General features: G+C 51.8%; 18 protein-coding genes and 1 pseudogene. 11 read left to right on the top strand and 8 right to left on the bottom strand.

The window, feature by feature from the left end; translation table 11 throughout:
* Positions 1-412: pseudogene (locus ACTG3Z_RS05755) on the bottom strand (hypothetical protein); the annotation flags it as partial.
* Between the two features lie 75 nt (positions 413-487).
* Entirely contained in the window at positions 488-1,294 is an 807-nt protein-coding gene (locus ACTG3Z_RS05750) for an ABC transporter permease (RefSeq protein WP_439141822.1), read from the bottom strand.
* Between the two features lie 77 nt (positions 1,295-1,371).
* Here ACTG3Z_RS05750 and ACTG3Z_RS05745 point away from each other — a divergent pair, with 77 nt between their 5' ends.
* Genes ACTG3Z_RS05745 through ACTG3Z_RS05735 form a run of 3 tightly spaced genes read left to right on the top strand, consistent with a single transcriptional unit; the run spans position 1,372 to position 4,035 of the window.
* Positions 1,372-2,556 carry a capsule biosynthesis protein gene (locus tag ACTG3Z_RS05745; RefSeq protein ID WP_439141820.1) on the top strand — a complete coding sequence of 395 codons (1,185 nt, stop codon included), beginning with the start codon at positions 1,372-1,374 and terminating at the stop codon, positions 2,554-2,556.
* A gap of 3 nt (positions 2,557-2,559) precedes the next feature.
* Entirely contained in the window at positions 2,560-3,216 is a 657-nt protein-coding gene (locus ACTG3Z_RS05740; protein WP_439141818.1) for an ABC transporter ATP-binding protein, read from the top strand.
* 48 nt (positions 3,217-3,264) lie between these two features.
* Positions 3,265-4,035 carry a sulfotransferase family 2 domain-containing protein gene (locus ACTG3Z_RS05735; protein ID WP_439141816.1) on the top strand — a complete coding sequence of 257 codons (771 nt, stop codon included), beginning with the start codon at positions 3,265-3,267 and terminating at the stop codon, positions 4,033-4,035.
* Positions 4,036-4,038: 3 nt separating this feature from the next.
* Here the strand turns inward: ACTG3Z_RS05735 and ACTG3Z_RS05730 are convergent, their stop codons facing one another.
* Positions 4,039-6,576: a calcium-binding protein gene (locus ACTG3Z_RS05730; RefSeq protein ID WP_439141814.1), complete on the bottom strand. Its 2,538-nt coding sequence runs from the start codon at positions 6,574-6,576 to the stop codon at positions 4,039-4,041.
* A gap of 118 nt (positions 6,577-6,694) precedes the next feature.
* On the opposite strand from ACTG3Z_RS05730, the gene ACTG3Z_RS05725 reads away from it, so the two are divergent.
* Both ACTG3Z_RS05725 and ACTG3Z_RS05720 read left to right on the top strand, forming a co-directional pair.
* Positions 6,695-7,510: a glycosyltransferase gene (locus ACTG3Z_RS05725; RefSeq protein WP_439141812.1), complete on the top strand. Its 816-nt coding sequence runs from the start codon at positions 6,695-6,697 to the stop codon at positions 7,508-7,510.
* A gap of 13 nt (positions 7,511-7,523) precedes the next feature.
* The gene (locus tag ACTG3Z_RS05720; protein ID WP_439141810.1) at positions 7,524-8,303 is read left to right on the top strand and encodes a metallophosphoesterase family protein; all 780 of its coding nucleotides are present in this window, start codon (positions 7,524-7,526) and stop codon (positions 8,301-8,303) included.
* Here the strand turns inward: ACTG3Z_RS05720 and ACTG3Z_RS05715 are convergent.
* The 4 genes from ACTG3Z_RS05715 to ACTG3Z_RS05700 all read right to left on the bottom strand — a co-directional run bounded on the left by ACTG3Z_RS05715 (position 8,300) and on the right by ACTG3Z_RS05700 (position 13,104).
* Positions 8,300-9,568 carry a glycerate kinase type-2 family protein gene (locus ACTG3Z_RS05715; RefSeq protein WP_439141808.1) on the bottom strand — a complete coding sequence of 423 codons (1,269 nt, stop codon included), beginning with the start codon at positions 9,566-9,568 and terminating at the stop codon, positions 8,300-8,302. The genes ACTG3Z_RS05720 and ACTG3Z_RS05715 overlap by 4 nt on opposite strands.
* 3 nt (positions 9,569-9,571) lie before the next feature.
* Positions 9,572-11,059: a heme biosynthesis protein HemY gene (locus ACTG3Z_RS05710; protein WP_439141807.1), complete on the bottom strand. Its 1,488-nt coding sequence runs from the start codon at positions 11,057-11,059 to the stop codon at positions 9,572-9,574.
* Between the two features lie 11 nt (positions 11,060-11,070).
* A complete protein-coding gene (locus tag ACTG3Z_RS05705; protein ID WP_439141805.1) occupies positions 11,071-12,360 on the bottom strand; it encodes a COG4223 family protein in 1,290 nt (429 codons plus the stop codon).
* Between the two features lie 72 nt (positions 12,361-12,432).
* Entirely contained in the window at positions 12,433-13,104 is a 672-nt protein-coding gene (locus ACTG3Z_RS05700; protein WP_439141804.1) for a uroporphyrinogen-III synthase, read from the bottom strand.
* A gap of 78 nt (positions 13,105-13,182) precedes the next feature.
* Here ACTG3Z_RS05700 and tsaD point away from each other — a divergent pair, with 78 nt between their 5' ends.
* Genes tsaD through ACTG3Z_RS05675 form a run of 5 tightly spaced genes read left to right on the top strand, consistent with a single transcriptional unit; the run spans position 13,183 to position 16,374 of the window.
* The gene (gene tsaD, locus ACTG3Z_RS05695) at positions 13,183-14,277 is read left to right on the top strand and encodes a tRNA (adenosine(37)-N6)-threonylcarbamoyltransferase complex transferase subunit TsaD (protein WP_439141802.1); all 1,095 of its coding nucleotides are present in this window, start codon (positions 13,183-13,185) and stop codon (positions 14,275-14,277) included.
* Positions 14,274-15,245: an NAD(P)H-dependent glycerol-3-phosphate dehydrogenase gene (locus ACTG3Z_RS05690; RefSeq protein ID WP_439141801.1), complete on the top strand. Its 972-nt coding sequence runs from the start codon at positions 14,274-14,276 to the stop codon at positions 15,243-15,245. Before tsaD ends, ACTG3Z_RS05690 begins: the two co-directional genes overlap by 4 nt.
* Positions 15,239-15,511, top strand: a complete 273-nt coding sequence (locus ACTG3Z_RS05685) for a YciI family protein (protein ID WP_439141800.1) — start codon at positions 15,239-15,241, stop codon at positions 15,509-15,511. Before ACTG3Z_RS05690 ends, ACTG3Z_RS05685 begins: the two co-directional genes overlap by 7 nt.
* Positions 15,511-15,927: an EVE domain-containing protein gene (locus ACTG3Z_RS05680; RefSeq protein ID WP_439141799.1), complete on the top strand. Its 417-nt coding sequence runs from the start codon at positions 15,511-15,513 to the stop codon at positions 15,925-15,927. Before ACTG3Z_RS05685 ends, ACTG3Z_RS05680 begins: the two co-directional genes overlap by 1 nt.
* A 51-nt stretch (positions 15,928-15,978) precedes the next feature.
* A complete protein-coding gene (locus ACTG3Z_RS05675; RefSeq protein WP_439141797.1) occupies positions 15,979-16,374 on the top strand; it encodes a DUF1761 domain-containing protein in 396 nt (131 codons plus the stop codon).
* A gap of 241 nt (positions 16,375-16,615) precedes the next feature.
* On the opposite strand, the gene ACTG3Z_RS05670 is transcribed toward ACTG3Z_RS05675, so the two are convergent.
* A complete protein-coding gene (locus tag ACTG3Z_RS05670) occupies positions 16,616-16,957 on the bottom strand; it encodes a DUF2853 family protein (protein WP_439141796.1) in 342 nt (113 codons plus the stop codon).
* 353 nt (positions 16,958-17,310) lie between these two features.
* Here ACTG3Z_RS05670 and ACTG3Z_RS05665 point away from each other — a divergent pair, with 353 nt between their 5' ends.
* The gene (locus tag ACTG3Z_RS05665) at positions 17,311-17,922 is read left to right on the top strand and encodes an HD domain-containing protein (protein WP_439141795.1); all 612 of its coding nucleotides are present in this window, start codon (positions 17,311-17,313) and stop codon (positions 17,920-17,922) included.
* Positions 17,923-17,968: the final 46 nt, after the last annotated feature.

Raw genomic sequence — 17,968 nt, 5'->3', positions numbered from 1 at the left:
AAGTACCGTGGCTGTAGGCTAAATCCGTCTGGGGTAAGGGGGAGATCGGCCTCAGACCGATTTGTGCAACAAAGCCCGATAGTATGAGACTATCATGAGCACCATGCCAGATCAGGTTAAAGCCTGGATTATCTCCAGCCTTTGGTCCTAGTGCGCTCACCACATCCTTTCGCGGTATGTCTGGTTGTTGCCATGCCGCTTTACCGGGAGCCCCAAAAGCAACTTTTTCAGCTATGCTCCACCCCTCCAGACGCACACTGTTGCGCGCGAAATTCAAACGATCAACATGGCCGATTTTTCGCCCTTCGCCATCGACAATTGGAAAACCCGAAACAGTGATCGTAAAGTGGTGATCACAGTAGATATGGAATAATCGAATGAGCTGCGAAAACACGTCAGGGTCACCTTTCAAGGGGCTTCCCTTTTCGATTACCGCTGATGTCTGAATTTTTAGCTAATGCCTTCTACAAAAAGCGACGCGCCAGTCCTATCGATTGAGTAATTTATCTTTGAAACGCCAGATTAGAAAAAAACCTCCTACGCTTAAGCCCAATGAAAGGAAGTACACATAAAGCGTTGAGACATATTCGCCCCCATAGCTGAAGTAGAGCCCTTGTCGTGTTAGTCCGACGATATGCACAACCGGGTTGTACCAAAGCCAATCTCGATAAGGTAAAGGAATGGCTCCGAACACAAAAACAATGCAAGATAACAAAAACATAGGCCTATTTACGATGCTCCAAATGCGCTGCCAAACGGGAAACATTGTTATCAAAAAACAGTTCATCACACCAACGCCAAACCCAAGTGCGAACGCCATGAGCCCCGCTTGAATCAAATGCGCAATATCAAGGCGTGATTGTGTGCCTATGAACAGAAAAAGACCGCCAAATACCAAGCTGCAAACGAGCGTTTGCGTCACAATGCTTAGGATCGTTCGTGCAAGCACTGCATCGATCAACGTAACCCTTGGATAGCCAAGCAGGGGTAGGGAAAAATTGATAGATTGGGCAATCTTGCCGCTTACATCAGAGTAGATCAAAAACGGCACTAGTCCTGATGCATAGAACAAAGCAAAGCTCGTACCCAATGGCGGTGCCTGAAAACCAAGTGAAAAGATAAACGTCAGCAACGCAATTCCTGCCACCGGCTCCGCCACTGCCCATATGTATCCACCAGGTGAACGCCCATAGCTCGTTGACATTTCACGAAGCACCAAAGCGATAATTGTCCGACACGCGCACGGTAGTCGCAACGTTCGAATAGGTGGGATTTTAGCAATATCATTGGCCATAGACGCTATCTACCGCGTTCAGGTTTACACAATCTTTATGCCAGCCTGCCAAACAGATATCAGCAAAAGGGGTATCTGTGGCGCTCGCTGAAAACATATCGGTTTTGATCCCAGGAAAAAAGCAAAGCACGCCGTTCAAGCCAACGGTGCGCCCAGCTCGTTTGCGTCGCCGACACGTGGCAATTGCAATAAGTTTTGCTATCTTGGTGTGCCTGCCGGTCATGATTAGCGCTTGGTACCTTTGGGCGCGCGCCGCCGATCAATATGCGTCGACTTTCGCTTTCAGCATTCGAAGTGAAGAGCCCTCTAGCGGGCTAGAATTGTTGGGTGGGATCGCTGGCATTTCAGGATCCGGCGCAAGCGATAGTGACATTCTCTATGACTACTTGAAAAGTCAGCAGTTGGTCGAACAAATGCAAGACGCTCTCAACTTGTCAGCGCTTTGGTCAAAGCCACTTAATGATCCGGTTTTTGCTTATGACTCCAGTGGATCGATCGAGGATCTTCATATGCATTGGGGGCAAATGGTCGACATTTCACTCGACAGCACGCGCGGTATTATTGAGGTGCGCGCGCGAGCGTTTTCACCTTTGGAAGCGCAAGACATTGGTGCTCAAATTCTTCGGAAAAGCGAAGACCTCATCAATCAGATCAATAATATCGCAGCGGAAGATTCGGTGCGATACGCGTTAGACGACTTACAGCGTACCAAAGCGCGTCTCGCAAATGCGCGTGGAGCGTTAACCGAGTTTCGAATTTTAAATGAGATCGTTGATCCAAGTTTCGATTTCGGTGCCCAGTCATCGTTGATGGCGTCTCTGGAAGCTCAACTTAGCGAAACACAAATCGAGATCGACATTCTAAGTGCGAATACACGCCGCTCCGACACGCGTTTGAATCAGGCGCAAACGCATAAAAACGTGCTCCAATTGCGCATCGATGAGGAACGAACAAAACGCGTTTTAGGGGCAGCTGACTCTGGAAATCAAAACCGTGCTCAGATCTTTGGGGAGTACGAGCGTTTGGTCGTGGATGTAGAATTTGCGGAGCAAAGTTACCAAGCCGCGCGCGCAAGTTTTGAAACTGCAGTTTCAGACGCGCGCCGCAATACGCGCTATCTTGCTGCTCATATTTTTCCAACAATTGCGGAACAGTCACTTTTTCCAAAACGCGGGCTGATCTTATCGCTTATTGCACTCGCTGCGTTTTTGTTTTGGGCTTTGCTTTCATTGATTGGCTTCAGTTTTTTGGATCGACGTTAAAGGATGGTTAGGTTTGAAAACGTTTCAAAAACCTACGTGCTCAATGGTCGTCAAAAGACTGTCGCCCGCGATGTGAATCTTGATATTCCGAGCGGAGCCTGCGTTGGACTTTTAGGTCGCAACGGTGCGGGGAAATCAACACTCATGCGGATGATCGCTGGCACACTCGCGCCTAGCGAAGGACATATCTATCACAAAGGAACGGTGTCGTGGCCAGTTGGCTTTGCTGGCTCTTTTCATCCAGAATTAAGCGGTGCGCAAAACGTTCGCTTCCTTGCGCGCGTTTATGGATGCGACACCGAAGATCTGGTAGATTTTGTTGGTGATTTTGCCGATTTGGGCGGTCACTTCCAACTTCCCTTTCGCACATATTCTTCTGGCATGCGCTCAAGACTCGCTTTTGGTGTTTCAATGGGCATTCATTTTGATACCTACCTCATCGACGAAGTCACATCAGTCGGCGATGCATCATTTCAGGCACGCAGCCGCGATCTTCTCAAACAAAGAACGCAAAACGCAGGTGCGATAGTCGTTTCGCACGCGATGGGGATGATCCGTCAACTTTGCACGTCAGGGGCTGTGCTTGAAAACGGGAAACTCACGTATTTCGACGACATAGAGACTGCAATCGCAGTCCATGAACAGAATTTGGCACAGTGAGTGTCGCGATTTACCCGCTGGTAAGAGGAATCGCTTAAACGAACCGTCATGTTTGATACAGCGCCACTCAATGCACCTATAGTGTTCCTTCATATTCCCAAAACTGCGGGCCAAACCGTTCATAATGAACTGGCGCGTGCAGTGGGGCAAAGGGATGTGAGCCCCGTGCGGGTTCACGCTCAGGCGACGTCAGCAGAAACACAATTACCTTTCGGATATAGGCTCTATTCAGGGCATATTGATTGGCTTGCACTTGATCAAATTCAGAAACCGCGCTTTGTGTTTTCCATTTTTCGTGATCCGCGAGAACGCATCGCCTCTTTCTATTTCTACCTTCTTAAGGAGGCAAAGCTGCTAAGCGCAGTGGCGCTGGAACACCCGCACAACATTGGGAAGAAAACCATCTTAAATCAAAGCGTGGATGACTATTTTTTCGGCGATGATCAAAGTTGGCAGACCTTCATCCATGACCACTACGACAATTTCTATTGCCGCTACCTCGCGACGCAAAAGATCCGCGCTGGCAGCGATTTTTCCGCTCTTCCGAAAAGGCGTAAACTTCGCGCTGCATTGCGCAATCTGAACAAAATCGATTGGATATACTCCTTGGAAAACCTATCCGCATTGGAGGATGATCTTAACGCTCTTTACGGGTTTGACTTGGACTTCAGCAAAAACCAAACAAACACAGGGGACCGGCCAGCAACAGAACTTCGATGGCCCCGTTTGCTGAACGCCTTAGAGCGTGATCAAAGCAAAGCTCGGTTAGAGAGCTTCGTTTCGCTCGATATCGCCCTTATGGATCGGCTGGAGCTTTAGCGCTCACACAAAGGAAATGTCATCTAAAAGAGCAGAAGGATCAGTAAAGTTCAAAAGTGTAAGTTGACCTTCTTCGCCAAAATCAAAAAAAATGTTTCCAGCGACCACATTTGCAAATTCCAAAGCGCGCCCTGCAGTGATCGCGCCACCACCCAAAAGAGCCGTTGCGAGCTCGATTTCATCGACATCATCAACGAAGTCTTCGATCACGTCATTGCCTTCACGAAACACAAAGGTATCCGCGTGTTGCCCACCGCGCAAAATATCGTTTCCGGCACCGCCATCGAGAGTATCATTGTGAGCGCCACCGTTTAGATAATCATTCCCTTCGCGACCCAATAGGTCGTCAGCGCCTTCGCGACCAAACAAACGATTTGCAAAAGCATCCCCATACAGATCATCATCAAACCGCCCGCCTGCAAGATCTTCGATGCTGTCAAAGCTGTCGCCAGCCGCTTCGCCCGTGTTTAGAAAAGCGCGCTCCAAATCGACAAGAACCGCAGTTAAGGATTCAGAATATTGGGCGCGGTCGCGATTTTCACCACCGATCAGCACATCCCGCCCAGCGCCTCCAAACAACACATCATTCCCGATGCCGCCATCCAAAGTGTCATCGCCACGACGCCCAAAAATATAATCGACGTTTCGGCCGCCTTGGATATGGTTTTCGCTCAACGTTCCGCGAAGATTGTCGAACCCTTGCGAACCAATCAGGTTTTCGATGGCGTGATAAATGTCTCCTGCGGCCACATTGGTGTTGATCTGAGAGAACATCAAATCCACGCGAAGCGAGCCGCGCGATCCTTCGTAACTTACCCAATCGGATCCCGCTCCCCCGTCCAGAGTATCAGCGCCGACGCCGCCGTTAAGAACATCGTCACCGTCGCCACCAGTCAGTGAATCGTCGCCTAGATTGCCACGTATGACATCATCAAAATCGGTCCCGTTCAGCGTGTCATTACCAGCACTTCCTTCAAAGTTTCCTGGCTGTGTATGATCCGCAAGCGGGTCAGTCCCACCGATCATGTAACTTAAATCCGTATGCGTGAGATTGAACATTTCATGCGCGGGGATGTCCGTGCTTTTAAGCGGTGTATTGTCCGCGGTACGCACGATAAGAACTTCTTCACCATAGCGGATAACGGCACCATTGCTGCGTTCAGACCATTCCAAACCGCTCACATGATAAAGTCGGCCCCAGCCTGACAGATCCATACGGTCCTGCCCAGGATCAAAATCGAGGATATCGTCCCGCTCACCATCCCGCGCGAGAATAAATATATCAGCGCCATTGCCGCCGGTCATCACATCAGCGCCAGCGCCATCGAGGATCAAATCGTTGCCATTACCCCCATGCAGCGTGTCATCCCCACCGTGGCCAATCAGATAATCGCCAGCACCATTGCCGTTTAGAAGGTCATCGCCAGATGTCCCTCTCTGGGTAGCAGCCTGCGCGCCGAGCTCATAGCGCAACTGCGTGAGCCCCGCTTCATTCTCAGAAGCTGCGTAAATGTCTATGCCGGTGCCACGCACCTGCGCCGTGATTGCGGTGACATTGGACAATGAAGCACCTAGTAAATCGGCCTGGGCATCCAAATGATAGAGTCGCCCATCTGGCAAAAGTTGAAACAAGCTGATGCCATCGTTTGCTCCACCGGCAATCACAAAATGACGATCTGCGTAGCTCACCGTTTCGAGGGCAATGACGTTTTCAATACGCGTATGCAGGCTTCCATTGATATGATCTGTCGGCGTCAGTTCACCAGTCGCAGAAATTTGCATCACCGTCAGTGAAGAGGTGCCTGAGGAGGCAAGCACAGCAAAACGCTGACCGCCGTTTTCGATGATCTCCATCGCGGTAGGTGTCGCAACTGGCAAGCCATCACTCATACGTATCAAATCAGCGATTGCGAGCCCGCCGTTGGCATTGATCGTGTAGCTAAATACGGTGTCTTGTTCTTGTGATGCGAAGACCAAAACATCTTGCCCGTGCGCTTCAGTCACTTGAAACCCGAGCAAGTCAGCGCCTTGGGACTCGAACTGCCCTTTCACGGTGCCAAGCAAGCTCATCGCCCCTGTCGCGCTTAACTGGTAGATACCTAGATCAGAGCTGCCCCAATAACTCGCATATGCAACATCACGCGTGTCAGCGCTATGAAACACCAACGAACTGATATTCGCATCATCTGTACCAGCCAAATCAACCCGCATATCAAGGTTGCTGCCGCTCCCGATTTGAATTGCCTCTAACCCATCCGCATGACGTCCAAGATTGACAATATAATCTTGCCCGCCAAAACGTGTTTGCTCCAAATGAGCAGAGCCATCGACAGACGCAAGATGAGGCAAAGTGATCGCGTCACGATAGCTGAGCGCACCTGTATTTGCGTTCACACCAAAGTTTACAATTCCACCTGTAGAGCCGTTGGTCGCGTACAGCACGGTGTCGCTGGATGTGGCAACCAAATCCAGATCTCGCAAATTCATACGATGCGTAACGGGTCCAAGAGCCCAAGTGTTGATTACTGTCAGTTCGGTCATTTCAGCCCTCGTTTTCGGATGAAGTCAGATTTAGGGCAGCCGAAAGACGCCAAAATGGAACGACAGCGTCGGTTTCGCGACTTAGCTTTACAGTTTGATAGGGTTTTTATGAAATTTGATGTGCATGATAGCAAAGGCAGAAAAAGTCAGCATCGTGCTTGCAACGCTGAATGGCGCACGATTTCTAGAACCGCAGTTACGGTCGATCTTGCAGCAAAAGCACCATTGCTGGGATCTTATCCTAAGCGACGATGGGTCTTACGACGATACGGTTTTGATCGCACAAGATGTTGTCCCAAAAGATCAGTTGAAGCTGCTTGAGGGGCCTCGGCTTGGGTTGGCTCAGAACTTTTGGAACGCGCTAAAACATGTCCCCAACGATCATTATGCGGCGTTTTGTGATCAAGACGACGTTTGGCGACATTGCAAACTAACCCGTGCGTTAGACCACCTTAAAGGGCAAACAGGCCCTGCTGTTTACGCGTCTGGCCGGATCGTCACGGATGATGACCTCAAGATTCAATGGTATCAAAAACGGCGCAACGTTGGCGCTTTCACGCAGCTTCTGTTTCGCAATCGAATAGCGGGTCATACGTGCGTGTTGAATCCAAAAGCTGTCAAAGCATTGCGAGGGTATATACCGCCCATCAATGTGCCATTTCACGATTGGTGGGCCGCGCTCATCTTAAAAGGAATTGGCGCGCAGTTTATCCATGATCCGGTTCCAACGCTGTATTACCGCCAACACACCCGTAATGTGATTGGCGCGCAGCATGGGCGGCTAAAGTCGGTTGCGAATGGACGCTACAATATCTGGCTACAAAGCAATTTTGACGCGCTTTGGCCAGTGCGCGATACTTTCACAAGCGGAACGCGTCACGCGCTTCGTGTTTGCCTCCCCTTGCGTGCTCGATTAAGTCTAACCCAAGGTTAAGAATGGTTGGATCATGTTAGGCAATATAAGCAACAAACGCGGCGGCGCTGCGTCTTCGATCAACCTGCGCCCTTTGCAAGTCGAGATGAGCCCTGAGCGCCCATTTTATGCAATCGGTGATGTACACGGCTGCATGGATCAAATGCTTGCTGCTTTAAGCCGTGTTGACGATGATATTGAAGCGTTAGACATTGGCGACCCGACCTTAGTGTTTCTAGGTGACTACGTTGATCGCGGTAAACGGTCTGCGGACGTCTTGGAATATTTGCTTGGGTTGAGCTTATCTGATCCAGATGCAGTCGTTTGTCTTATGGGCAATCACGAACTCATGATGCTAGATTTCCTGGATCAACCGCAAAAGGCAGGTCCGCGGTGGTTGCGGTATGGCGGAATAGAAACGCTGGAAAGCTATGGTATCACGGGCATCGACGCTGATGCCTCCAAAGAAGAACTGTATGAAGCCTGTGAGGAACTCTGGGACGCGATGCCAGAGGGGTTAGAGCCTTGGCTACGCTATCTGCCGCTGCAATGGTCTAGTGGCAATTTGCACTGCGTTCATGCCGCGCTTGATCCCGCGCACACCATCAAACAGCAATCGAGCGAAGTGATGCTTTGGGGCTGTGACAGTTTTATGAATACGCCGCGCAATGATGGAAATTGGGTTGTTCACGGACACACTGTTGTCGACAGACCGGTTTGGGAACATAGCCGTGTATCACTTGATACAGGATGCTATTTCACAGGTGAATTAACAGCCGCAGCGTTCACCAACAACACATGCAGGATCCTTTAGACGTCTTCTATCAGGATCGCGCGAAAATCATTCACGTTGGTGCCTGTTGGACCGGGAACAAATAGATCACCAGCCGCCTCAAAAGCACCCCAAGCGTCATTGCCAGACAGGGCAGCTTTGGGATCAACGCCACCTGCTCGTATCCGCGTCGTACTTTGGCCATCAGCAAATGCACCTGCATTATCTTCTGATCCATCAATGCCATCCGTATCAGCGGCAAGTGCCGTAATTCCTTGCGATCCTTCAATCGCATTCGCGAATGACAGCAAAAATTCCGTATTGCGTCCGCCACGGCCCTTAGCGCGTAGGGTCACTGTGGTTTCACCGCCTGACAAGATGATCGCAGGTTTTTGGAACGGTAGGTTCTTGTTCGCCACTTGGCTCGCAATTGCCGCGTGCATCAGGCCGATGTCGCGCGCCTCCCCTTCAATCGCATCTGACAGGACCGAGACGGAATACCCCGCCTCTCGCCCGACCAGAGCAGCGGCATCAAGTGATATGCCAGCGGATGCTACAACAGTGACCTCATTGCGCGCAAACGCATCATCAGACGGATCCGGCGCGCGCGCAACTTCTTTGGCGAGATGCTTTGTGATCGCGTCAGGCAGCTGAATGCGCAGGCTTTCTATCAATTCGAGCGCGTCTTCCAAAGAAACACTATCGGGCACAGTGGGGCCAGACGCGACTTGCGCAGGGTCATCGCCCGGAACATCAGACACAACCAATGACACGACACGCGCCGGATATGCGGCCTGTGCCAAACGTCCACCTTTGATCGTGCTACAGTGTTTGCGAATAGCGTTCATCGCACCAATCGGTGCACCAGACGCGAGCAACGCTTCATTCAAGGCTTGTTCATCTGCAAGGGTTAAACCTTCGGGTGGGGAGGGCAGCAAGGAAGAACCACCGCCACAGACCAAAGACACCACCAAATCATCAGCGCTCAAATCCCTCACCGCTTCAAAAAGAGCTGTGCTAGCGACAAGCCCGGCGTCGTCGGGAACGGGATGTGACGCCTCGAGTACTTCCACATATTTGCAAGGCGCCGCATATCCATAGCGCGTGACAATCACCCCAGACAGTGGGCCATCCCAAAGGCTTTCGAATGCAGCAGCCATTTGCGCAGCGCCTTTGCCAGCGCCAATCACAACGGTCCGCCCTTTGGGTTCTTCGGGTAGGTGAGCTTTGAGAGAGGCAAGCGGATCTGCCGCCTCAATCGCTGCGTCGAACATTTTTCTAAGCAGAGCTACATGATCAAGGTTCATGAATTACGCCTTTGTTTCGACAGCATCCTCTGCAACGTCCACGACTTCCGCTTCAACAACCTCGACCTCTTCAGCGAGGGGCGTTTCATCAGTTTCTGTGCTTGAGTTATCCTCCAGCGCGCCAACGATCAAAGGCAGCATCGCCACACCTGTTGGCGCAGCAATCTGAGCCATGGGCGGGGATTTCCAGCTGAGCGTATCAAAACTTGCGCAGTTGCCGCAAACCGGCTCCCACTCCGCATGAATGTGATTGCAGGCGTCACAAACCCACTGTGGGCCGCGCGGTGCATTCAACGCACGTGCCAGCCAACCTTTGACAACTGCGTCAGAAGACCCTTCACCACGTTCAATCGCTGCCATAATTGTAAGCGAACGTGCATCAGGTGCTGTCTCGACCAAATCGCCCAGAGCGCGACGCGCAGCAGGGAAATCTTCAGCAGCAATGTTAAGCTCTGCATTCAGCATTTTCGTCTCAGGATGGTCCGCCTTGGCCTTCGTCAACTTCTCGAAACGCTTGATGCGATCAACGGGTGTCTCATCAGGTTCAATCTCAGCAAAAGTGGCTGCAAGTTCCGGATGAGGCTGCACATCCCACGCCTTTTTCAACACGCGTACAGCATAGCGTTTCTTGTCTTGCTCGATATAGCTGCGTGCAGCCATCACTGCGGCAGGGATCAGATCAGGGGACAGCCGATTTGCTTCTATGGCAGCTTCGCGTGCTTCGATGTCATTGCCATCGTCCAAAACACCCGCCGCTTGCGACAGCGCCAAAACCGCTTCGCGACGCTTATGCACATCGCGGGGCAACGTGCCACTTTTCAACTTAGCTGCGAGCGTCTTACGTGCCCCAGACCAATCAGACCCTTGCGCTTGCAGCTTGAGCAGAATGTCTTGTGTTTCTTCGTGCTTTGGCTTCAGCGCGAATGCGCGTTCTGCCAATTGCAAGGCTGTGTCAGTATCACCATCAGCCAATTTTTGCTTCATGATGCCGCGCACACCGATAAAGCGCGTCGCTTCATCTTTCACCAGTTTCTTGTAAGTCTCTTCCGCCTTCTGGGTGTCCCCAGCCATCTCAGCCGCTTGCGCCGTCAACAGATTGGTTAACTCAGGCTTGCCCAGATATTTCTCTGCTTTCGCCGCTTTGCTCATCGCTGCAGAACCATCACCAGACGCGAGCGCCATCATGCCTTCTGACAACGCTTGATAACCTTTGCGTTCACGGTTTTTCGAAAAATAGCGCGAAATCGCTGTCTCATCACCGTTGATGAACTTCAAAATGGCAACAAGCAGCGAGAGCAGCTTTAAAACAACCCAAAGCGCAACCAGCAAAATCACTAGACCCAAAATAATCTGAAGCGGTGAGAGCGTGAACTCTAATCCAGCCATGTTGATGACAGCACCGCCGCCCATCTCCATCAGATATCCAGCGCCAAGTGTGAGCGCTGCTATTATTGCCACAAAAACGAGAACTTTTAGCAAAGACCAAAGCATTCAAAAGCGCCTTATTGAGAGTTCAAAGAAGTAGCGAGGGCTTGCGCCTCTCGCGCGGCGGACAAACGAAGGTTAGCCTGCGTCATCCAATCGGCCAGCGGTGCTTTCGCGCCCTCTGGTAGTGCATCTGCAATCGCGAGCGCATCGGCTATCCGACCTTCGTCAACCGCAGCGCCCACACGCGATAGAACCGCGTCTGGATCATCGCCCTCGCGCGGCGTAACGGAACGCACACCAAGTTGACGGGTCAAAAAGCTAGAAACGCCGCCGCCCGTGTCTTCGCTGCGTACAGCCGCCAGAGCTTCGCGCGCTGCAATCGGGTAGCTTTCGCTTAGTGCGGCGAGTGTCGGAACACCGTCAGCCGCAGTTTGCGCCAGCGCTTCTGGCACAGCAGCGTCGCTATTGGCCTCGACCTCTGCCAAGGCATCTGCAAACGGAGCGCCGCTTTCAAGGGCAACCAAAATACGTGTCACGCCAGCACGCGCCAAAGTATCGCGTGCCGTCTTTTCCGCGTCTTGCTTTGTCGCTTGCGCCTCCGCAATCATTGTCGCGAGCTCACCTTTTTGAAGGTCCAAGGCAGCGCGCATATCGTTCAATTCGTTTTCAACAGGTGCCATCTGTTCGAGCGCTGCATTCTGCTGATCCAGCTCTGCACGCATCTCTTTCAGCGCATTCTCCATCTGTTGGGAAACGCCGCTACCATCTTGGCGCGGGAGTGCTTCAAGCGTTGTAAGTCGTTCTTCAAAAGTACCGACCGTTTCAGAGAGGCCTTCAATTTGCTCCTGTGCAGTACTTACAGCGTTGCTCGCATCTGCAACCGCAACCTCAAGCGCGCTCGGATCAAACGCTGGCTTCGCCGCAAGCTCTTCGCTCAGGGCGTCAATACGGCTAGATTGCGCTTCAATCGCACTTGAATAGTCCGTCGCTTGCGGACCAAATGGCAAACCGTTCGGGAATATGTAGCCCGCGCTCGCCACACCGATACCTGCCGCAACAACACCACCCAGAACAAGCGGAACGAACCCGCCTTTGCGTTCTACAACGGTTTCACGAATAACTTCGGGCGTTGGAGCTTCTGGCTCTACAGGTGTCTCTGGCTCTGCGATGTCGTCAACGCTGGCCTCTTCGGTCGCATCATCGGGTTCAGACGTTTCAACTGGCGCGTCGTCAGACAGAACTTCCGCGTCCTCAACGATCTCTGTAACATCTTCAGCAATAGCTTCGCTGGCGTCTTGCACAATCTCTTCTGCATTGACTGGCTGTTGCGCTTTTCCGCCCTTGCCTTTGGTCGATTTTGCCACCTTACGCACCCCTTCGATTCTGCAACTTATACATGCAGTCAAAAATAACCTTACTGTTCCCGGCCCTGACCCTCAAGGCGGCAAAACAGCTGAAATCGCAGATATCATACCGTTTGCATCTGGACTTGGGGCAATATGTGCACCTCGACAAGCCGCAGCAGCAAATTTTGAGATTCCAATCAATTTTACCTGAGAGCCAAATGGCCCGTAGCTTGAAAATTGCGCTGCAATGCGCGGGGAGAAAAGGGGAACTATGACAGGCGCTCCCCCTTGAAGGAGCGAATTGGCAAGATCTGGCAATGGAAGAAGCCTTTGTTCGTACGCAACAATTCCTGCTGCGTTCAGTCCTGAAGCCCTCAACCGCTCTACCAGTTTTCCGCGTGTGTGACGCCCGTGAACGTGAATAATCATGTTCTTAGGGTGATTGTTCAAAAGATCGTCAAGCAAATGCTCTACTGTGCCGCCACTGACAAAGGGCTCGAATCCACCCGCGCGTGCTTTTTCAGCTGTTGCTTGACCCACGCAAAAACAAGGAAGTTTGGGGCCTGTCCAGGCCTCCACACCGTTGCCAGAAGTGAACACGAGCGTGCCATCAGAAGGCATCGATGCTATGGGAAGGTGTTCAATCTCGATCAAGGGCGCATGAACAACAGGCATCTCGCCCAGCGCGGCAATGACCTGCTTTGCAAATCGCTCAGACGCCGTTTTAGGTCGGGTCAAAAGCAAAGTTGCTGGTTGCGCCATAGGTTCAAGCCGGTGTTGTTTGAGACAGGCGTCAGTGGTAGCTGCTGACAAGCCTTCTTGCAATGGAGCCCCCTTATCTTGGCGCAAACGATCACACTTCTTGGACTGGAAAGCAGTTGCGATGACACTGCTGCGGCAGTCGTGCGCCGTGGAGCTGATGGGCATGCTGAAGTACTTTCGAACATTGTGGTAGGCCAGAATGATCTGCACAAAGCCTTTGGCGGTGTTGTCCCTGAAATCGCCGCGCGCGCGCATGCAGAGAAAATCGATCTTTGTGTTGAACAAGCGCTGGCAGCAGCAGACGTGCCGCTGGCTGATATCGATGCGATTGCTGTCACCGCAGGCCCGGGATTAATCGGCGGCGTTATGTCGGGCGTTATGTGTGCCAAAGGGCTTTCTGCAGCGACGGGCAAACCTTTGATCGGCGTGAACCACCTTGCAGGTCACGCCCTGACGCCACGACTGACCGATGAATTGAACTATCCCTACCTGATGTTGCTTGTCTCGGGGGGTCACTGCCAGTTTCTCATTGCGCGTGGTCCGAATAACTTCTCACGCATTGGCGGCACAATTGACGACGCCCCTGGTGAGGCCTTCGATAAAACAGCGCGCTTGCTAGGATTGGCGCAACCCGGTGGTCCTGCTGTGCAAGCTGAGGCGGAACAGGGCGATCCCAAGCGTTTCAAATTTCCGCGTCCTATGTTGGATCGTGCTGGCTGCGATATGTCTTTTTCCGGCCTCAAAACCGCTGTATTGCGTGCGCGCAACGAAACGATGCAGAAAAACACTATCCGGCGCCAAGATGTACGTGACTTATGTGCTGGCTTTCAGACGGCAGTTGTCGACGTGCTGATGGAAAAGACGAAACGCGCACTGACCCTCTATCTTGCTGAGAACCCCACAAAGCCAGCGCTTGCTGTTGCAGGTGGTGTTGCTGCCAACACAGCCATTCGCGCTGGATTAGAGTCAGTTACAAACGAATTAGACGTTCAATTCACGGCCCCTCCTCTCGCGCTGTGCACAGATAATGCGGCAATGATTGCCTACGCTGGTCTGGAGCTCTTTGAAGCGGGTCAGCGCGATGGCATGGACTTGTCCGCTCGACCCCGATGGCCGCTTGATACATCAAGCGCGCCGATGCTGGGCAGCGGCAAAAAGGGGGCAAAAGCATGAGTATCGCAGTGCTTGGTTCTGGCGCGTTTGGCACAGCTTTGGCGATTTCAATGGCGCGCGATGGGCAGGATATAACGCTTTGGGCACGCAGTGCGTCACAGGCCAACGCGATGCAAAAGGACCGCGTGAACGCAGCACGCCTGCCGCAGGCAGACTTTCCGGCTTCACTGAATGTCACTGCTGATTTGGATAATCTCAAAGAACAACAGACGTTACTAATCGCCGTTCCAATGCAGCAGCTTGCGCAGTTTATTGAACGCAATAAAGTTCACCTCGCGCGCAAAACGCTCGTTGCCTGCTGCAAGGGCATTGATTTGCAGAGCGGTCTTAGCCCAACACAAGTCATTCGCGCCATTTTGCCCGAAAGGCGTACAGCGGTTCTCACTGGCCCGAGCTTTGCGCATGACATTGCCGCAGGCCTGCCAACTGCACTGACACTCGCGTGCGAAGACGGTCACTTGGGGCGAATGCTTCAGACGACTTTGAACACATCCAACATTCGGCTCTATCGCAGTACTGACGTGACCGGTGCGGAACTTGGTGGTGCTTTGAAGAATGTTATTGCGATTGCTTGTGGTGCAGCGATTGGCGCTGGGCTTGGCGAAAGCGCACGCGCGGCTTTGATCACGCGTGGATACGCTGAAATGCGACGCATGGCAGACGTCTTGGGTGCGCAGTCAGAAACCCTTGCTGGGCTTTCCGGCTTTGGTGACCTCGCGCTGACGTGCGCGTCCGAAGGGTCACGTAATTTCAGGTTTGGATTATCGCTTGGACGATCTGAACCCTTTGATGCCAACATCACTGTTGAGGGCGCAGCGACTGCTCGCGCATGTCATGAAAAGGCAAAAGAGCTGGAAGTTGACATGCCGATCACCGCTGCGGTTACTGCAATGATCGATCAAACACTGACCCTGAAACAAGCTATGGATTCGCTGCTTGCGCGTCCGCTTAAGGAGGAAACATGCTGATAGCATTGATGGCAAAAGACAAAGAAGGTGCGTTGCAAATTCGTCTCGACAATCGTCCGGCACATGTGGCCCATATCAACGATAGTGGTGTCGTTCTATACGCGGGTCCCTTGCTTGATGACGCGGGAGAGATGTGCGGTTCACTTGTGATACTCGATGTTGAGGATATGGCAGCCGCAGAAGATTGGGCTGCGAATGATCCCTACGCCCAAGCAGGGCTTTTTGCGTCGAGCGAGCTGATCCGTTGGAACAAGGTTATCGGGTGATGCGCTATTGGCTTTTCAAATCCGAACCCTCTGTTTGGGGCTGGGATGACCAAGTCGCAAAAGGTGATGATGGCGAAGAATGGGATGGCGTGCGAAACTATCAAGCACGCAATTTCATGCGCGAGATGGCGCTTGGGGATCTTGGATTTTTCTACCACAGCCAGAAAGAGAAAGCCGTCGTTGGCATTGTTAAAGTCTGTCGTGAAGCGCATCCAGACAGCACCACCGATGATGCGCGCTGGGAGTGCGTTGATATCAAGGCGGTTGAACCATTGAAAACGCATATCACGCTTGATGATATCAAAGCCGATCCGCGTCTTGTTGAAATGGTGCTCGTGAAAAACTCGCGTCTCTCTGTTCAGCCTGTCACCCCTGAAGAATGGCAGATTATTTGCACGCTTGGGGGAATTGCTTAATTTTTAAGCACGCTGCATAGTTCGTTCACATTAGAATAAAGGGACTGAACTATGGAATTTATCAATGTCTTTGTCGCAGCCATTGCTGGTTTTGGCGTTGGCGCAATCTGGTATGGCGTATTGTCGAAACCTTGGATGGATGCATCTGGCGTTTCAGTTGGTGCTGATGGCAAGCCTGCGAACAACGCCAACCCAATGCCCTACATCATGGGTTTTCTGGCGATGATCCTTGTTGCAGGTATGATGCGCCATGTGTTCGAGCTCAGCGATATTGAAACCGTTGGCAAAGGCCTGATCTCAGGGTTCGGTATTGGTATCTTCCTTGCCGCCCCATGGTTGATGATCTGCTATGGCTTTGCCGGTCGCCCGCTGCAGCTTTTGTTGATTGACGGTGGTTATGCTGCACTTGGAAGTGCTGCGATTGGGTTAATCCTTACCGCGTTCTAAGATGCGCAAAAACAATGGGGGTGCGCCATGGACATGCACGCACCCCCGTCGCCCCGCGTTGAAGACTCCCACAGCCGCCACGCTTGTAAACGGGATGGGTCGTCCTGACCTCACTAAACTGGTTAGATGAGCTCCACGTTTTTGGCAAACTCCAAGTCATTCAAATAATTAGAAAATTTGATCGTTCCAAACGAAAAGGGCGTTCCGAAGAACGCCCTATCTAATTCAAAACCGATAGATGTTAGCCGTATACAGCTTCTTTACCGAAGTGCTTTGTCAGCATGTAATAAACAACCGCACGGTACTTGTTGCGCTCTGATTTGCCGTAAACTTCAATCACTTTGTTGATCGCGTCTATCAATTCAGGGCCATCAGACAAACCGAGTTTTTTGATGAGGAAGTTCTTTTTGACCGTCTCAAGCTCGGAAGGTTGGCTTCCTGCAACGGTAGATGCATCCGCGTTATAAATCGCTGGACCACAGCCAATTGTGACTTTTGTCAGCAAGTCCATGTCGGGCGTCATACCGCATTTGTTTTTCAGATCATCTGCATACTGAGCGATCAAGTCGTCACGTTTTCCCATCAAGTTTCTCCCGTTTGCAGCCGCAACTGCATATATTGCATGTGTGAGTGCCGAAGCTCGCAAGAGGTTAGCGATAATTACCTACAGATCAATGGGGATTGTAGTGCATGAATTCCCCCCAATAGGTAAAACGACGTTTCAGAGGCCTCTTTGGGCCGGGAACATACCTCCCTCGTTCGAAGCCTTGTTCGCATGATGTGATCCGTTCGAGACAGCATATCTATATCCAGCGTGTACATTTCGTTATCATCATGACTGATATATTATGAAGAAGAACTGCTGCATGAGCCAAACACTTTGTCTAAAGATGAACAGCAACTGGTTAGGCTTTATCAAACAAGCGGAGAGTCGATATGAGCGAAGTAAACACAGTCTCTTTTACGCAGATGAAAGACGGCACCAAAGAAGACTATGAGCTGCTGGAAAAGCTTGAAAAGCCCTACCTCACTTTGACCGCCGATCGCGTCCTTGATGAGTTACGCCGACAGGGTGAGGTATCGCTGGAGGGCTACAAAATCACACGTCTTGATCACGCCCTTCAATCCGCGACACGTGCGCGTCGCGACGGCGCTGATATTGACTGGATCGTCGGTGCCCTTTTGCACGACATTGGTGATGGGCTTGCACCACAAAATCATGATCGCTTTTCCGCAGAGGTCATTCGCCCGTTTGTGCGTTGGGATGTATCTTGGGTGGTCGAGCATCATGGCATTTTTCAAATGCTTTATTACGGTCGCCACTATGGCTGGGACGAGAACGCGCGCGATCAATTCAAAGACCATCCTTGCTTTGAAAGCTGCGCAGAGTTTTGCGAGCGCTGGGACCAATCCTCGTTCGACCCTAAATATGAGCAAGACTCGCTTGATAGCTTCGAGCCGCTCGTACGCGAAGTCTTTGCGCGTAAAGCCTATGACGCAGCGATCATTAAAGAGGGTGCTGTAACCGCTTTGACCACTCACCCTTGAGAAGTAGGTAAAACAGAAGGCAAATTCTTGAAATACTGCCTGCCCC

Origin of the sequence: Planktotalea sp. (assembly GCF_965659345.1) — a bacterium.
Classification (GTDB): Bacteria; Pseudomonadota; Alphaproteobacteria; order Rhodobacterales; family Rhodobacteraceae; genus Planktotalea.
This window is presented reverse-complemented; position numbering and strand designations above follow the sequence as displayed.

Bases quoted from the DNA above. Each gene is read 5' to 3' on its own strand.
- ACTG3Z_RS05750 (WP_439141822.1), bottom strand. From the start codon at position 1,294: ATGGCCAATGATATTGCTAAAATCCCACCTATTCGAACGTTGCGACTA.
- ACTG3Z_RS05740 (WP_439141818.1), top strand. From the start codon at position 2,560: ATGGTTAGGTTTGAAAACGTTTCAAAAACCTACGTGCTCAATGGTCGT.
- ACTG3Z_RS05735 (WP_439141816.1), top strand. From the start codon at position 3,265: ATGTTTGATACAGCGCCACTCAATGCACCTATAGTGTTCCTTCATATT.
- ACTG3Z_RS05730 (WP_439141814.1), bottom strand. From the start codon at position 6,576: ATGACCGAACTGACAGTAATCAACACTTGGGCTCTTGGACCCGTTACG.
- ACTG3Z_RS05725 (WP_439141812.1), top strand. From the start codon at position 6,695: ATGTGCATGATAGCAAAGGCAGAAAAAGTCAGCATCGTGCTTGCAACG.
- ACTG3Z_RS05720 (WP_439141810.1), top strand. From the start codon at position 7,524: ATGTTAGGCAATATAAGCAACAAACGCGGCGGCGCTGCGTCTTCGATC.
- ACTG3Z_RS05715 (WP_439141808.1), bottom strand. From the start codon at position 9,568: ATGAACCTTGATCATGTAGCTCTGCTTAGAAAAATGTTCGACGCAGCG.
- ACTG3Z_RS05710 (WP_439141807.1), bottom strand. From the start codon at position 11,059: ATGCTTTGGTCTTTGCTAAAAGTTCTCGTTTTTGTGGCAATAATAGCA.
- ACTG3Z_RS05700 (WP_439141804.1), bottom strand. From the start codon at position 13,104: ATGGCGCAACCAGCAACTTTGCTTTTGACCCGACCTAAAACGGCGTCT.
- ACTG3Z_RS05690 (WP_439141801.1), top strand. From the start codon at position 14,274: ATGAGTATCGCAGTGCTTGGTTCTGGCGCGTTTGGCACAGCTTTGGCG.
- ACTG3Z_RS05685 (WP_439141800.1), top strand. From the start codon at position 15,239: ATGCTGATAGCATTGATGGCAAAAGACAAAGAAGGTGCGTTGCAAATT.
- ACTG3Z_RS05680 (WP_439141799.1), top strand. From the start codon at position 15,511: ATGCGCTATTGGCTTTTCAAATCCGAACCCTCTGTTTGGGGCTGGGAT.
- ACTG3Z_RS05675 (WP_439141797.1), top strand. From the start codon at position 15,979: ATGGAATTTATCAATGTCTTTGTCGCAGCCATTGCTGGTTTTGGCGTT.
- ACTG3Z_RS05670 (WP_439141796.1), bottom strand. From the start codon at position 16,957: ATGGGAAAACGTGACGACTTGATCGCTCAGTATGCAGATGATCTGAAA.
- ACTG3Z_RS05665 (WP_439141795.1), top strand. From the start codon at position 17,311: ATGAGCGAAGTAAACACAGTCTCTTTTACGCAGATGAAAGACGGCACC.